This window comes from Burkholderia sp. LK4 (assembly GCF_001043615.1).
Lineage (GTDB): Bacteria > Pseudomonadota > Gammaproteobacteria > Burkholderiales > Burkholderiaceae > Burkholderia > Burkholderia cepacia.
Genome location: NZ_LDUL01000047.1, coordinates 120,338 through 134,879, shown reverse-complemented (window position 1 = coordinate 134,879; position 14,542 = coordinate 120,338). Strand labels below are relative to the sequence as shown.

Genomic DNA, 14,542 nt, shown 5'->3' with positions numbered 1-14,542 from the left:
GAAGACGCATCCGGGGTAAAGGCATATGATCGGGAAAGTTGCATGGCTGTCCGTCGTTTCGCTTCTGGTCGCGGCATGCGGGGATCGTTCCGGCCAGGCCGATACCGCATCGAATGCGCAGCCGGCGGCCGCGTCGGCGACGCAGGCCGTTACCTCGCAGCGCGAAGGGCGCGACTCGCCCGTGCCGCCCAGGCCGGGCCAGGTGCTGGAGGGCATTTACCAGAAGGACGCGCATGGCGAGGCGACGATGGAGATCGCCAATGGAAGCCAGGCCACGTACTGGTACGGCCACGCGTTCGACCTGAACGGCGGCCACTACTTCACCGGCTTCGCCTACGAGACGCCGAACAAGTACGCCGAACAGGAGAACACCGCCGAGCCGGCGCACGATGCCAGGGTGACGATCACGGAGGCGACCTTCGAATGGATCACGGACGGCGGCGTGGCCGGCTGGAACATGGTCGAGTCGGAACGCTCGATCGGCGAGTTTGGCCGCGACGAGAAGGCCGACGCGATCGACGACAACGAATCCGCCGTGAGCACGACCCTGCCGGACGGGCGGATCGTGCTGGCCGTGCCGACCTGGCACCTGGCTTCCGATACCCGGATCAAGTCGTTCGGCATGTTCGTCTATCGGCGCACCGATGCGTCAAGCAATCCTGACGATACCGACTGGACCTATGCCGGTAACGTATTTCGCGGCAACGATAGCGGCGCGGCATGCGATGCCGCGGGTACCGGCAACCGGATACCGTGCGTGGAAGGCTCGTCGACGCTGACGTTCCTGCCGGCAGACGGCAGGAACTGGCCGCGCCTTCGCGTGGCAATGAACGGGACGGGCATCGACAACGCCGGCCGGAAAAAGACCGACGGCGCCGCGGATGTCGTCGAATACCGGTTCAACCAGAAGACGAAGGTTTACGAAGCGGCGAAGACGTAGGGCGGCATGGGGCATGTCGCTTTCAACGATGGTTCCACCTGTCCGGAAAGAGGATCCGATGGAGATGGCTCTCTCGAGAAACAAGGTGGGCGGCTGCTGAAAGTGATGTGGTTCAGCCAGATCGCGGACAAATACAAATGCGAATGGCGCGATCTGCAGCGCTCGCAACCGCGCCCCAATCCGCGATTGCTCGCGGGTTCGCGCGCTGTCGAGCCAGGCGGCGAATGCGAATTGTCGAATGCGAGCCGCGGCTCGTATTCTGGGTGCGTCGGGCGGAACGGCATGGGGCCTCCGCCGATCGACGCATGACGGAGACTCGCAATGACTGCCATGACGCAAACCATGAAGCTCAATCACCTGAGCTTCCCCTCCGCCGACACACTGGCGACGGCCCGATTCTTCGAGCGGCACCTCGGCTTCACGATCGCGGGAAGCTGGGACAAATCCTGGATCCTCAAGCGCCCGGGCTTCGACGTGGTGATCGATCACGCCGGCGACGATGAGACCGCGTGGCCGACGAATTTCCACGTCGGGTTCGAACTGCCGAGCCTCGATGCCGTTCGCACGTTGTTCGAACGCTTCAGGGAAGAGGGCGTCGAGATGGTGACGGACGTCTTCAACAACGGGCGCGGTTCGCGTTTCTTCTGCCGCGCGCCGGGCGGCGTGATGTTCGAGCTGAACACGCGCGCGGATGCCGCACCGGAATATCAAGGCACGTTCGACGACTGACGCCGGCAAGCGTCATACGGCGTTCGGGTGCCGGCGCGGGCCGCCGTTTCAATGACCGTGCAGGGCGGGAAGGCTGCGCATCTCCATCCCGTGCGGATCGCCGCAGCGCGCGACATGGCCGTGCCGCACCACCCGCGATGCCGTCGCACCGGACTTCAACAGCAAGAAACGGAGTGCCTGCCTGCAAACGGTCGCCTACATTGCCGTGACTGACCTCACTCACGGGATGTGAAGAAGATGACCTTACTCGAAGGGAAAGTCGCCATCGTCACCGGTGCCTCCACCGGAATCGGCCGGGCGATCGCACTGATGTTCGCGGCGCATGGCGCGTCGATCATATTGGGCGCGCGAAGCGAATCCACGTTGAACGAGGTGGCCGACGAGATTCGTCGTCACGGCGGGCAGGCGTTCGCCTGCGCCGGCGACGTCTGTCACGCCGATACGCATCGAAGGCTCGTCGCGACGGCGCTGCGCGAGTTCGGCGGTCTCGACATCGCGATCAACAACGCGGGAACAGTCGGGCCGCTCAAACCGCTCGCGGACATCTCGCTCGACGATTGGCAGCACACGCTGTCTACCAATCTGACGGCGGCCTTCCTGGGCGCAAGCAACCAGATTCCCGCGATGCTCGAACGCGGCGGCGGCTCGATCGTCTTCACGTCCAGTTTCGTCGGAACCAGCGTCGGGCTACCCGGCATGTCCGCGTATGGTGCGTCCAAGGCCGGCTTGATGGGACTGGTGAAGGGCATCACCGCGGACTACGCGGCACGGGGGATTCGGGCAAACGCACTGTTGCCGGGCGGTGTGGACACCGCGATGGGGGGAGACCGCGAGCAGAAGGAATGGGCGGCCGGGCTCCACGCGATGAAGCGCATCGCCCGCCCCGACGAGATCGCATCCGCGGCGCTGTTTCTGGCGAGCCCGATGGCCAGTTTCGTTACCGGCTCGGCCCTGTTCGCCGACGGAGGCAATGCGGCCGTGAAGTGAGTTCGCGTCGGCGCAAACGCGCGTCGCGCCGCGCTCAACGGCCGGCGCGAGCCAGCATGTCGATGACCGCGCGGGTGCGCGAAGGCCGCGTGATCTCCGTCCAGTGCAGATGCGCGTATTTCGGGTCGTCGCGCAGGCCGGCGAACTTGACACGATTCCTGGCGAACGTGGTGTACGACCACAGCAGCACCGACTCTCGCGAAAATGCCATCCGCAGAGACTCGCGGTTGCCGTGCGAAAGCTCGGTGCGCATGAGCCCGCGGCTCAACGTGCGCCAGAGCACCCGGGAGAACACCGTCCGCCGCCCGAAGTTGAGCCAGATCACGTGGGTGGCTCTGGACCAGAGCACGTCGCGCACGGCGCCGTAGTTCCCGTCGGCGACCCATCGGTCGCCGGCCGTTGCGGCCCGCACGGCGCGCTCGAACTGTTCCGGCGGCACGGCTGTCCAGTCGGGGCCCCAGTAGAGTCGATCCAGCTCGATGTACGGGCAGCCCGCTGCTTTCGCCAGTGCGCTGGAAAAGGTGGATTTCCCCGCCCCGCTGGTTCCGACGACGACGAAGCGCATGGGTTTGATCGCGGTTGAATGTTGAAGGCGGCTATTGTGCCTCATGCGCGAAGCGGTCGCTCGACGGCGGTTCGTCATTGAGTACCGGCCATGGCCCGGCTTGCCGCACCACACGTCCTGCATTGTCGCGGCGGGCGGCGCAAGGAGCCCCTCGCCGCTCCCCGACGGTCATTTGAATTCGGCGTCTACCACTCGTTTCCCGCACCTTTGTACAATCAGCCGCTTCAGTCTTGCCGCACACGACCGCGGCAAACCCCAAAAAAAAACCGTGAGAGAAGCGATGGCGACCGAACCCGGATTTCAGACGCGCATGTACGCGGATAGCGCCCGCGACGGGCGCCCGTCATGTGCGCCCGAATGGGCAACGACCGGATGCGCGTCCCGATCGGATCGAGGGCTGGCATGAGCGACAAACCCGTTCTTGCCGCCGGTGCGCCGTGCGAACCTGCGGCGTCGGCCGCTCCCCTGATGGCGCTGGCGTGCCTGGTCGTATTCATGGCGCAAATGGCGACGACGGTGTACCTGCCGTCGCTGCCTGTCGTCATGCGCGAGTTGAAGATGACGCAAGGCGGCGCCGAGTTATCCATCTCGGCCTATGTGATCGGTGCAGCGCTGCCGGTGCCATTCTGGGGCGCTGCCGCGGAACGCTGGGGCCGGCGCGGCCCGCTGCTGATTTCGCTGCTGCTGTTCATCGGCAGCAGCCTGCTGCTCGCCGGCTGCACGGCCGCACCGGCGCTGCTCGTGTTGCGCGCCATCCAGGGCATCGGCGGCGGCGGCGCGGCGATCATCGCCCGAATCGTCGTCCGCGACAACTGGCGCGGCGACGAACTGGCGCGACGCCTCTCCGTGTTGTCGATCGCCTTCATCACGGCCCTGGGCGGTGGCCAGTTCATCGGCGGGCTCATCGGCCGATACAGTCATTGGCAAACGGGTTTCGTGCTGATGGCCGTCGTCGCCGCGCTGGCGATCGGGCTGTCTTACACGTTGCCGTTGAAGGCGGGAAGCCGTGCCGCCAAACCGTCGGGCCTGGCCGGTACTTACTGGCTCCTGCTGCGGCGCCCGGGCTTCCTGTGGCCAGCCTGCGCGGGCGGGTTGGGGTTCGCGACGACCGTCACCTTGCAGGAGGTGAGCCCGTTCGTGTTCCAGGAGCATTTCCAGCTGGCCGTGACGAGCTTCGGCAGTATCGGCCTGCTGCTCGGCGTGGCCTATTTCAGCGGGGCGATGCTGGTCAACCGTCTCGTCAGGCGGCTCGGCGGCGTCCGGCTGATGCATGCCGGCGCCGCGTTGCTTGCGTTCGCAACCACGTTGATGCTGGTGTCGTGGTTGAGCGGCCTGCTGACCCATTTCACCGGGCTGTGGATCTTCATCGCGCTGTATTGCCTGGCGATCTTCGGCCAGGCGGTGCTGTTTCCGAACAGCATGGCGACCGCCGTCAGCGATGCGCATGAACATGGCGCGCATGCGATGGCCTTGTGCGGTTTCCTGCAGCAGGGACTGGCGGGCATCGCCGCGACGGCCGCGGTGCTGCAGCACCATGGCGGCACGTGGACGCTCGCCGTATTCGTGCTGGGGGCGCTGACGTGGCTGGTGGTGCGGGTCAAGGTGCGGGGCAGATAGGCGGCCGGCGTCGCAGGATGGTTCATCGGCCGTATGCTTCTCGCGCGAAATCCGCGGTGTGCGGCCGTGCGTCCGCGTCACGCTGCGCGGACAGGGCGATGCGAGAGGCAGTGTGGCGTGCTCATGCTGCCGGCTGTGCCGTGCCGCTCAAACAAATGATTCGTAGAAAACATGTTCTCGCGCGTCGTTTGCGACGCTTTTACTACGAATTAAAAGGCAGTGTCATCAAGGGCGAGAATCGGCAAAGCATTAAAAAGTCAGGCGGAGTGCCTGGAATGGCAATAATCAAAATCAATATTTAATAAATCAAACAGCATCTGCCGCGTTACCTCGAGCTTCACATCTTCTGTCCGCCCGACCCATGCACTGCCTTTCCCCAATAACGGCGGGCTCGGCGCGCGCATTCCGCCGATGCCGCGTTGCCGAAACCGGCATCGCAACCGACGCGATCATTTCAGATTTATAACCAAATCATGACTCGATTAACATCGCCGAAAGAAGTTATTAACCTGTCAGAAAATATCTTGTAATTATAAAAATGACCTCCTAGCATCCCTCTGCAGTTCGTGACATGTCCTGGATCAAAGTCTGTACTTGATGCATTCCTCGAACATCACCCATACATAACCGGGGGATTACATGAAGAAACTGTCTCGCCTGCTGTCCATCACCGCGATTACCGTCGCGAGTCTCAGTGCTTTTGCCCAGGCCGGCGACCAGTCGGCCACGGTCGACAAGGCACTGCAACTGATCCAGCAGAACCCGTCCGCCTTCAGTCTGGCCGCTGGCGGCGCAGCACGCACGTTGAAGTTCGCAGGGCCGCAGGCGAGTGCGCCGACGGACGGCGATCAATTCGAGGTGCGCGACGTGATCGTCGATCCCGACGGCACCGAGCACGTGCGTTTCGACCGCTTCTACGCGGGCCTGCCCGTGATCGGCGGTGACGTGGTCGTCCATTTGAGCAAGGGGCAGTTGAAGCAGGCGAGCGTGACCCAGCTCGCGCCGATCAATCTCGCCGGCACGATCGGCAAGGTCGGAAACCGCTCCGTGATACGCAACGCGCCCGACATCGGCAACGCCCGGGTCAAGCGCATCGCGACCGCGCGTTTCAACTCGGACGTGCGCCGCGTCGACGACGCGGAGCTCGTGGTGTTCGCACGCGACGTCACGCCGACGCTGGCCTATGCGGTGCGCGTATACGGCAAGTCGAACGACGTGCACGGCGATGCGGTGCTGTACTACGTCGACGCACGCACGGGCGCCGTGCTCGATGCGCAGGACCTGATCAAGACCGCCGCCGCGACCGGCACCGGCCGCTCGCTGTACTACGGCAACCTGACGCTGACCACCGACCAGACCGGCACGAACGCGTACCGGATGCTCGATCCGAATCGCGGCGGCGGCTCCGTGTACGACGGCCGCGGACTGATCGCGGAGGACGTCGAGCAGGCGACCGACCTGCCGATCTTCACGAGCAGCACGAACGTGTGGGGCAACAACGCGACCACTGACCGGCAGACCGTCGCCGCCGACATCGATTACGGTCTGGCATTAACTTGGGACTACTACAAAACGACGCACAACCGCAACGGCATCTTCAACGACGGGCGCGGCGTGAAGAGTTTCGCGCACGTGGTGTTCGACACCGGCAGCGGCACGACCGGCGCGAACGCGGCATGGATGCCGTCGCACATCATGGTGTACGGCGACGGCCAGCCGGGCACGAGCCTGCCGAAGCCGGTCGTGTCGGTCGACGTGGCCGGACACGAGATGAGCCACGGCGTGACCGAGGCCACGGCCAACCTGAACTATTCGGGCGACGCGGGTGGGCTGAACGAAGCGACTTCCGACATTTTCGGCACGCTCGTCAAGTACTACGCGAACAACCCGAACGATCCCGGCAACTACGTGATCGGTGCGCGCGTGGTGAGCGGCGGCCTGCGCAAGATGTACAAGCAGGATCTCGACGGCCGGTCGTTCAGCTGTTACCCGTCCGGCGGATTCTCGTGGTCGAATCCGCGCCACGATCCGCATTTCACGTCGGGCGTCGGCAACCGCCTGTTCTACCTGCTGGCGGAAGGCCCGACGGTGCCGTCGACCGATACCGGCCTGACGAAGGCGAAACTGGTCTGCAACGGCGACACGACCTTCAGCGGGCTGGGCCGCGAGAAAGCCGGCAAGATCTGGTATCGGACGCTGACCGTGTATCTGAACGCGAACTCCAGCTATCCGAACGCGCGGCGTGCATCGATCCAGGCGGCGAACGACCTGTACGGCGCGAATTCGGCCGAAAGCGCGACGGTCGCTCGCGCGTGGAGCGCGGTCGGGGTGAATTGATGGCGTGTGGGCCAGTGCGTTGAATGCCCGGGGATCGATCGCGTGGCGGCATTTCGTGTCGGAGAACGGAGAGCCGATCGAGGCCACGCGACGCCCGGGCAAATGACGCACGCGTGTCGATCGACCGCCTGCAATTGCGGGCGGTCGATCCTAGGAATCCGGTTGTTGTCCCGCCAGCCGCATATCCCGCGTTCTTCGGCACGGCGTGCCGACATGGTTGCACCTGCCGCACCTTCCTCGATCACCGCGCTGCGTTCCCGGGCCGTCCGTGACGAACCCGGAAGAAACCCGACGGTGAAGCGCGGCGGAATCCAGCCGTATCACCCATCGCCCACACCCGGCGGTCGATCGGCAAACCATCGGCCGATCCTTCGATATCCCGCCCCGTCTGGTTCCGGCACTTTTTCCAGAAAAAATTTCTTCCGGGCAATCGTTTGCGTGCCGCCGCGCGGCGTTCAGTTTATTCATCGCATGCCGATATCCGGAAGGCGCGCCTGATCGAAGCGGCATCGCCCCGCGGTTTCGATCGGGAACGGCATCCACGCATGCGACGGATAGGGGAAGAAAGGTTTTGGCGACAGTTTTAGGGTGCATCGTTTATCGGCACAATCACTGGCTGGTCCTGCTTGCCGCGCTGTTGTGCGGGGCCGGTTCGTGGGTCACCGCGCGCCTGTTCCAGCGCACGGTGAACACCTCCGGCATGCAGCGGCTCGGCTGGCAGGTGCTGACGGCCATTTCGGCCGGCGTGGCGATCTGGTGCACGCACTTCATCGCGATGCTCGGCTTCGATGCCGGCGCGCCCGTGCAATTCGACCTGCCGCTCACGCTCGTGTCGCTGCTCATCGCGGTCGGCGGCAGCACGATCGGCTTCGCGCTGACGACCTGCCGCATCGTCAGGATCGCGCCCGCGCTCGGCGGCGCGATCGTCGGCGTCGCGATCGTGCTGATGCATTACACCGGCATGCTTGCGTGGCGGGTCGAGGGCATCGTGTCGTGGGACATCGGCTACCTGGTCGCGTCGGTGCTGCTGGCGATGACCCTCGCGGCGCTCGCGCTGCACCTCGCGCTGCGGCCGTCGCCGCACGCGGTCAACCAGATGGCCGGCGTGCTGTCGCTCGCGATCCTCGCGCTGCATTTCACCGGGATGTCCGCGCTGCGCATCACGCCGCTGACGCTCGACGGCGCGTGGACCGACGTGAACACGCTGCGTCCGCTCGCGCTGGCGGTCGCGGGTACGTCGCTCGTGATCGTCTGCACGGGGCTCGTGAGCTACGTGATCGACAGCAATGTACGGGCCGAATCGCTCGAGCACCTGCGCCGGCTGGCACTGAGCGACATGCTGACCGGCCTGCCGAACCGGGCGAGCTTCAACGAGCGGCTGGACCTCGAAATCGCGCTGGCGCAAGAGCAGGGCACGAAGCTCGCGCTGATCGGCATCGACCTGAACCGCTTCAAGGAAATCAACGACCTGCGCGGCCATCACGCCGGCGACGAGGTGCTGCGCATCCTCGCGCGGCGCATGTCGAACGTGCTGCGCGAAGGCGAATTCGTCGCCCGCATCGGCGGCGACGAATTCGCGGCACTCTGCCGGATGGGCGGCGACACCCGCCTGATGGATCTGCTCGAACGGCTCGAGCCGGCGCTCTACAAGCCGGTCAGGCTGGACGACTACGAGGTCGTGCCGGGCGCGAGCTTCGGCGTGGCCATCTACCCGGACGACGCCGCCACCAAGGCGATCCTCATCAACAACGCGGACCTCGCGATGTACCGTGCCAAGGGCAGCGTCGCGCAATCGATCTGCTTCTACGAGCCGGCGATGGACCTGATCGTCCGCGCGCGCCGCAGCCTCGCGGCCGACCTGCGCCGCGCGGTGGCCGACAACCAGCTGAGCATCCACTACCAGGTGCAGACCTCGCTGACGACCGGCGAGATCCGCGGCTACGAGGCGCTGCTGCGCTGGCAGCATGCGACGCTCGGCACGATCCCGCCCACCGAGTTCATTCCGCTCGCCGAGGAGAACGGCGTGATCCTGGAGATCGGCGCATGGGTGCTGCGCGAGGCATGCGCGCGGGCGGCCACGTGGGAGCCGCCCTATACGGTCGCGGTGAACGTATCGGCCGTGCAGTTCATGCACGCGGACCTGACGGCGCTCGTGGCGGACGTGCTCGAGGCAACCGGCCTGCCGGCGTCGCGCCTGCAGCTGGAGCTGACCGAATCGACGATCTTCGCCGGCCGCGAGCGCGCACTGGACACGCTGCGGCAGATCAAGGCGCTGGGCGTGAGCATCGCGCTCGACGATTTCGGTACCGGCTATTCGTCGCTCGACACGCTGCGCTCGTTCCCGTTCGACCGCATCAAGCTCGACCAGTCGTTCGTCGCGGACGCGGAAGCGAAACCGCAGGATCGCGCGATCATCCGCGCCGTGCTCGCGCTCGGGAAGAGCCTGGGCATTCCGATCCTGGCCGAAGGCATCGAGACGCGCGACCAGCTCGTGCTGCTGGCCGACGAAGGCTGCGACGAAGCGCAGGGCTTCCTGCTCGGCAGGCCCGCACCACTCAACGAGATTGTCGGCAGCGGGCAGATCGCGCTGACCGGCAGCAACCGCGCCAGCGCGACGGTTCCCGCGTCCGGATCGGCCGTCACGGCCGAGCTGGATCCGGGCCCGCGCCGGTAACCGACGACGCCGGATACGGCAATCCGAACGCGGGTTGCAGCAGGCAGGCTCACATGAAAACCCACTACGCACGGATGGTCAGACTGGCAAGCATCGCGGCGCCGGCCCGGAACCCGGACCTGCTCGCGGCGCAATTCCGGGTATTCGCCGGCCAGCTCCCGGTGATGTACCTGATCCTCATCCCGAGCACCTGGAGCCTCGCCGTCACGCACCTGCGCAGCACGCCGTGGTGGCTATCGGTCGCGATGCCGGCCGCGATGACGCTCGTGTCGCTCGCGCGGCTGCTGCACTGGCGCCGCGCCCGGCTGGTGGAGCCGACGCCGGACACCGTGTCGCGTGCGCTCACGATGACGAACTGGCTGGTGATCCCGATCGCGGTGACGTTCACCCTCTGGGCGCTGCTGCTGTTCCCGTACGGCGACGCGTGGCAAAAGGCCCAGGTCGCGTTTTACATGGCGATCACGGTGATCGGCTGCATCTTCAGCCTGATGTACCTGCGCACGGCCGCGCTGATCGTGGCCGTGATCGTCAACGCCGCGTTCATCGCGTTCTTCCTCTCGACGGGCCAGCCGACGCTCGTCGCCACCGCGGTCAACATGGCGTTCGTGTCGGCCGCGCTGATCGCCGTCATCTCGGTCAACTACCGGGGTTTCGTGCGCACCGTCGACGCGCAGGCCGAATCGCGGATGCGCGAGCAGGCGCAGACGCGGCTGATGCGGATGATCGACGACATGCCGCTGGCCGTGATGACGGCCGACCCGGAGACGTTCCGCATCAACTACCTGAACACGGCGTCGCGAAACCTGCTGCGCTCGATCGAACATTTGCTGCCGATCCGCGCGGACGATGCGCTCGGCGCGTCGATCGACTTCTTCCATCCGCACCCGCAGCACCAGCGCCGCCTGCTCGCCGATCCGGCGAACCTGCCGCATCGCGGCCGCGTGCGGCTCGGGCCGGAAGTGCTCGACTTCCAGGTCTCGGCGGGGCGCGATGCCGAGGGGCGCTATATCGGCCCGATGCTGTCGTGGTCGATCGTCACGCAGCAGGCCGAGGCGGAAGCGCGCATCCACCAGCTCGCGCATCACGATTCGCTCACCGGCCTGCCGAACCGCGCGACCTTCCTCGCCGAATTCGACGCGAGCCTGCGCCGCTCCGACAAGACGCTCGGGCTGCTCTTCATCGACCTCGACGGCTTCAAGCTGATCAACGACGCGTGCGGGCATTCGGCGGGCGACGAGGTGCTGCGCCAGGTCGCGGAACGCCTTCGCGGGCAGTGTCCCGAGCCGGGGATGATGCTCGGGCGCATCGGCGGCGACGAGTTCGCGGTGCTGCTGCGCGACACCGACGCGGACGGCGCGATGGGCGCGGCCGCGCGGCTCGTCGACACGCTCGTCGCGCCCTATGCGCCGTCGCCCGAGCGGCAGTTCCGCATCGGCGCGTCGATCGGCTGCGTGCTGGCGCCGCATCACGGCAACGACGCCGGCGTGCTGCTGTCACGCGCTGACATGGCGCTCTATGCGGCGAAGAAAGCCGGGAAGGGGACGTACCGGATGTTCTCGCCGGACATGGAAACGCGCGCGCAGGAGCGGATCGCGCTCGAATCGAAGCTGCGCGTCGCGCTGGACGAGAACCAGGGGCTGTACGTGTTCTACCAGCCGATCGTCGATGTCCGGACTCGCCGGGTGACGACGCGCGAGGCCCTGCTGCGCTGGCATCATCCGCGCTCCGGCTGGATTTCGCCGGGCTACTTCATTCCGATGGCCGAGCGCGGCGGCCTGATCGACCGGCTCGGCCGCTTCGTGCTCGACCATGCATGCAGAGAGGCGGCGCGCTGGCCGGACGGCGCGCGTGTCGCCGTCAACGTGTCGGCGGCGCAGCTCGGCCACGGCACGATCGTGCCGGCCTTCGCGGCGGCGCTGGCCGGCGCCGGCCTCACGCCAGACCGGCTGGAAATCGAGGTGACGGAAACCGCGCTGCTGCATGACGAGGGCAAGGCGATCGCGGACCTGCGCGCGCTGCGTTCGATGGGCGTGCGCGTCGCCCTCGACGATTTCGGCACGGGCTTCTCGTCGCTCGCGCATCTGCGCGCGTTTCCGTTCGACAAGATCAAGATCGACGGCAGCTTCGTGCGCGATGCGATCTCGCGACCCGACTGCGCGGCCGTCGTGTGCGCGGTGGCCGATCTCGGCAAGCGTCTCGGCGTGACGACCGTCGCGGAAGGCGTCGAGACGGAGGAGCAACTGGCGTGCATCACCGATGCCGGCTGCCGCGAGGTGCAGGGCTTCCTGATCGGCAGGCCTGCGCCGGGCGAGCACGATGCGCCGGCCATCCGCTGGATCGAGCGGGCCGCGTTGGCGGCGCAGGCTACGGGCAGGCGGGCGTGAGGGGCGGCTGCAACCGGGTGATCGCGTGAGGGTAGCTGCGGTCACCGGTCACCGGTCGATTATCGGATCGTTTCGCGTCGACGAACCCGTGGCGTTGCTTGACGCGCCGCCTCGTAACGAGCGCAGGCGCTGGCATGCCGGGCGGCTGTCTGTCGCGAAGATCAGACCCGCGCGCGCGCACGTCTCGCACTCGCTGTTCCGCTGCTATTCGTAGCGATTGATAAAACGATCAAAGACGGCCGGCGGGTTCAGGACTTTGGCAGATCGGTTCTCCAGTTCCTCGGCCCCGTTGTCATCACTGATCGTGACGAACAGCGTGATCTTCTCGCGCTCTGCGCCGGTGCCGAACAACCCTTCTTGATCGAGCTGTCTGAGTGCCTCGATCATGTCCCGTTGGAGTGCCTTGAAAAACGCGTCGAACCTCGTTTCGGGAATGGTCGAACCGAGTACCGTATCGGCCAGCTTTTTACAGAGCGGATTGAATGAATCGGCCTCGGCGGATTCATACGCCCACTCGGCGGTTGCCCATGTGAACTCCGGCGCTTTCTCGTCGTCGGCGACCTCCATCCGTTCGCGGATCCGCTTCAGCCCTTCGTCGGAATTGGCGGCGGGCACGACCGTCATGGCACCACTGTCGGTGTAGAGGGCGAACGCATAAAAATGTTCGTATGGATGCGCCGCGATAAGCGCTCGATATGTCACTCGCGCCGCGTCGGCAATTTCGCTCGCGAAATTTGGATGCATGCTGTCCTCAACCTCGTCGTATCGTTACCGGGTTTGGCTGGGGAAACGCATCAGGGTGGTGCGAAGCCGTTTCGTCAGCGCGGAGGCGTGGAGGCAGTCGATCGGTGCGGGATCATCCATTGCAGGCACCTTTTCGCGGATCCACTTCTTGTAGCCTGGACCGACCACTTCGTAGACTACCGTCGCGAGGTCGATGTCACCATTGAGTGACCGGGCGAGATCCAGGACTTCTTGTCTGGAGCTTGCCAGCCGATGCAATCGTCGAACTGGCGAGCCGCTATCATAAGCAACCGCGACGCTGAACGCCAACACATCACTCATCACAAGGAACTTCGATGGCGCATCGAATGTACATGTTCAATCTGCAAGACATCGGCCCGGCCGACACGCCATGCCTGAACATGGTGGAGTGGAACTATGACTTCCCGACCGTGTTGAGTCCGCTGCTGGCGGTGGCGCCATTCCTTGCGCGTAATCGTTGCAACGACACCGGCAATGACGATGGAATATATGCCGAAGCGGAAGGCGGCAAGGTGCTGATGGCCAGGTTGTATGCGTTCCTTGAGCGTCACGCCGACCGCCTGATCGACGATCTCGACGCCTTCCGGGAAGCCAAGCGCAAGATACTTGCATTCCTCGGCAATCGCGCGGTTCACCGCTACTTTCACCTGAACGGCTGGGACGTGTTCAACCTGTCGGCGGAGCCGCACGTCGAACTGGCCCGGGCGCTGCTGGCACGCATCGAGCGCGACAACGCGACGATCGAGCGCGCGATCGAGACCGACGATCCCGCCGTACTCGACCAGTGCGAGGGCCTGGCGGAAGAGGAAGTCACCAGCTTTCGCGAACTGATCAACCAGGATCACTACGACTACGGGTGGGAGCCGTTGACGTCGATTTACTACGAACAGGTCGAAGTGTTCGAGCAAGACGGGCAGATGGGCGTCATGGCGATCACGGGCGAGATACTGGTGCCGCCTCGCTACGACGAGATCGGCTTCGATACATGGATGGAAGTTGCCGTCGTCCGACAAGGCGACCGCTATGGACATATCGACAGCCAGGGTAAAGAGATTACACCGGTGCAGTACGAGCGCGTATGGGCGTTCTGGCGCGGGGAATATGCGCGGGTGCTGCACGACGGCAAGTTCGGTGTGGTGGATCGCAACGGGGTACAGGTGATCCCGTGCCGTTATGCGGCGTTGGCCGTGCTGCAACATTCCCGCAGCAGGTGCTGGGCCGCCTGCGAAAACGAGCGATGGGGCGTGCTCGATGCCTCCGCGCAATGGCGTCTGCCGGCCGAGTACGAATCAATCGACGACTCGATCGGCCGGATCGTTGCGACGCGTCCAGGCAACGACGTGCCGGACATCTTTACGTGTCGCTTCGCGAGGCTCGGGACACTGCCGGACGATCAGATCCGGGCATACGAGGTCGAACAGGGCGAGGAAGGTACGGTGTTTCACTATGAAGTGACGCACGCGGATACAGGTGCGATCACCGTGTTCGATGAGGATGGCGTGCAGGTTCGCACCTGATTCAGCGGGGCGGCTACGATTGTTGGC

12 protein-coding genes are annotated in these 14,542 nt (G+C 65.3%); 9 read left to right on the top strand and 3 right to left on the bottom strand.

Translation table 11 applies throughout. From position 1 onward, the window contains the following. The first annotated feature begins 25 nt into the window (after positions 1-25). The 3 genes from VK92_RS24100 (at position 26) to VK92_RS24085 (ending at position 2,656) form a co-directional block, all read left to right on the top strand. Entirely contained in the window at positions 26-940 is a 915-nt protein-coding gene (locus VK92_RS24100) for a hypothetical protein (RefSeq protein WP_053077830.1), read from the top strand. A 321-nt stretch (positions 941-1,261) separates the two neighbouring features. After that, positions 1,262-1,669, top strand: a complete 408-nt coding sequence (locus VK92_RS24090) for a VOC family protein (RefSeq protein ID WP_027792704.1) — start codon at positions 1,262-1,264, stop codon at positions 1,667-1,669. Between the two features lie 237 nt (positions 1,670-1,906). Continuing rightward, positions 1,907-2,656 (top strand): SDR family oxidoreductase, encoded by a 750-nt coding sequence (locus VK92_RS24085; RefSeq protein WP_048027719.1) that lies wholly within the window; start codon positions 1,907-1,909, stop codon positions 2,654-2,656. 34 nt (positions 2,657-2,690) lie between these two features. Here VK92_RS24085 and VK92_RS24080 read toward each other — a convergent pair whose 3' ends face one another. Then, the gene (locus tag VK92_RS24080; RefSeq protein ID WP_048027235.1) at positions 2,691-3,221 is read right to left on the bottom strand and encodes a toxin; all 531 of its coding nucleotides are present in this window, start codon (positions 3,219-3,221) and stop codon (positions 2,691-2,693) included. 402 nt (positions 3,222-3,623) lie between these two features. On the opposite strand from VK92_RS24080, the gene VK92_RS24075 reads away from it, so the two are divergent. The 5 genes from VK92_RS24075 to VK92_RS24060 all read left to right on the top strand — a co-directional run bounded on the left by VK92_RS24075 (position 3,624) and on the right by VK92_RS24060 (position 12,233). Further along, on the top strand, positions 3,624-4,838 hold the full coding sequence (locus tag VK92_RS24075) for an MFS transporter (protein ID WP_231616476.1): 1,215 nt from the start codon (positions 3,624-3,626) through the stop codon (positions 4,836-4,838). Positions 4,839-4,936: 98 nt separating this feature from the next. Beyond that, a complete protein-coding gene (locus tag VK92_RS42005) occupies positions 4,937-5,140 on the top strand; it encodes a hypothetical protein (RefSeq protein WP_131723223.1) in 204 nt (67 codons plus the stop codon). Positions 5,141-5,477: 337 nt separating this feature from the next. Further along, positions 5,478-7,175, top strand: coding sequence for a M4 family metallopeptidase (locus VK92_RS24070; protein WP_048027233.1), 1,698 nt, complete (start codon positions 5,478-5,480; stop codon positions 7,173-7,175). A 571-nt stretch (positions 7,176-7,746) separates the two neighbouring features. After that, positions 7,747-9,849 carry a putative bifunctional diguanylate cyclase/phosphodiesterase gene (locus VK92_RS24065; RefSeq protein WP_048027232.1) on the top strand — a complete coding sequence of 701 codons (2,103 nt, stop codon included), beginning with the start codon at positions 7,747-7,749 and terminating at the stop codon, positions 9,847-9,849. 53 nt (positions 9,850-9,902) lie between these two features. Beyond that, positions 9,903-12,233, top strand: coding sequence for a putative bifunctional diguanylate cyclase/phosphodiesterase (locus VK92_RS24060; protein ID WP_048027230.1), 2,331 nt, complete (start codon positions 9,903-9,905; stop codon positions 12,231-12,233). Positions 12,234-12,437: 204 nt separating this feature from the next. Here VK92_RS24060 and VK92_RS24055 read toward each other — a convergent pair whose 3' ends face one another. Next, positions 12,438-12,977: a DUF4303 domain-containing protein gene (locus tag VK92_RS24055; protein WP_048027229.1), complete on the bottom strand. Its 540-nt coding sequence runs from the start codon at positions 12,975-12,977 to the stop codon at positions 12,438-12,440. A 24-nt stretch (positions 12,978-13,001) separates the two neighbouring features. Next, the gene (locus VK92_RS24050; RefSeq protein ID WP_053077829.1) at positions 13,002-13,298 is read right to left on the bottom strand and encodes a hypothetical protein; all 297 of its coding nucleotides are present in this window, start codon (positions 13,296-13,298) and stop codon (positions 13,002-13,004) included. A 32-nt stretch (positions 13,299-13,330) separates the two neighbouring features. On the opposite strand from VK92_RS24050, the gene VK92_RS24045 reads away from it, so the two are divergent. Further along, positions 13,331-14,515 (top strand): WG repeat-containing protein, encoded by a 1,185-nt coding sequence (locus VK92_RS24045; protein ID WP_165589097.1) that lies wholly within the window; start codon positions 13,331-13,333, stop codon positions 14,513-14,515. Positions 14,516-14,542 lie beyond the last annotated feature (27 nt).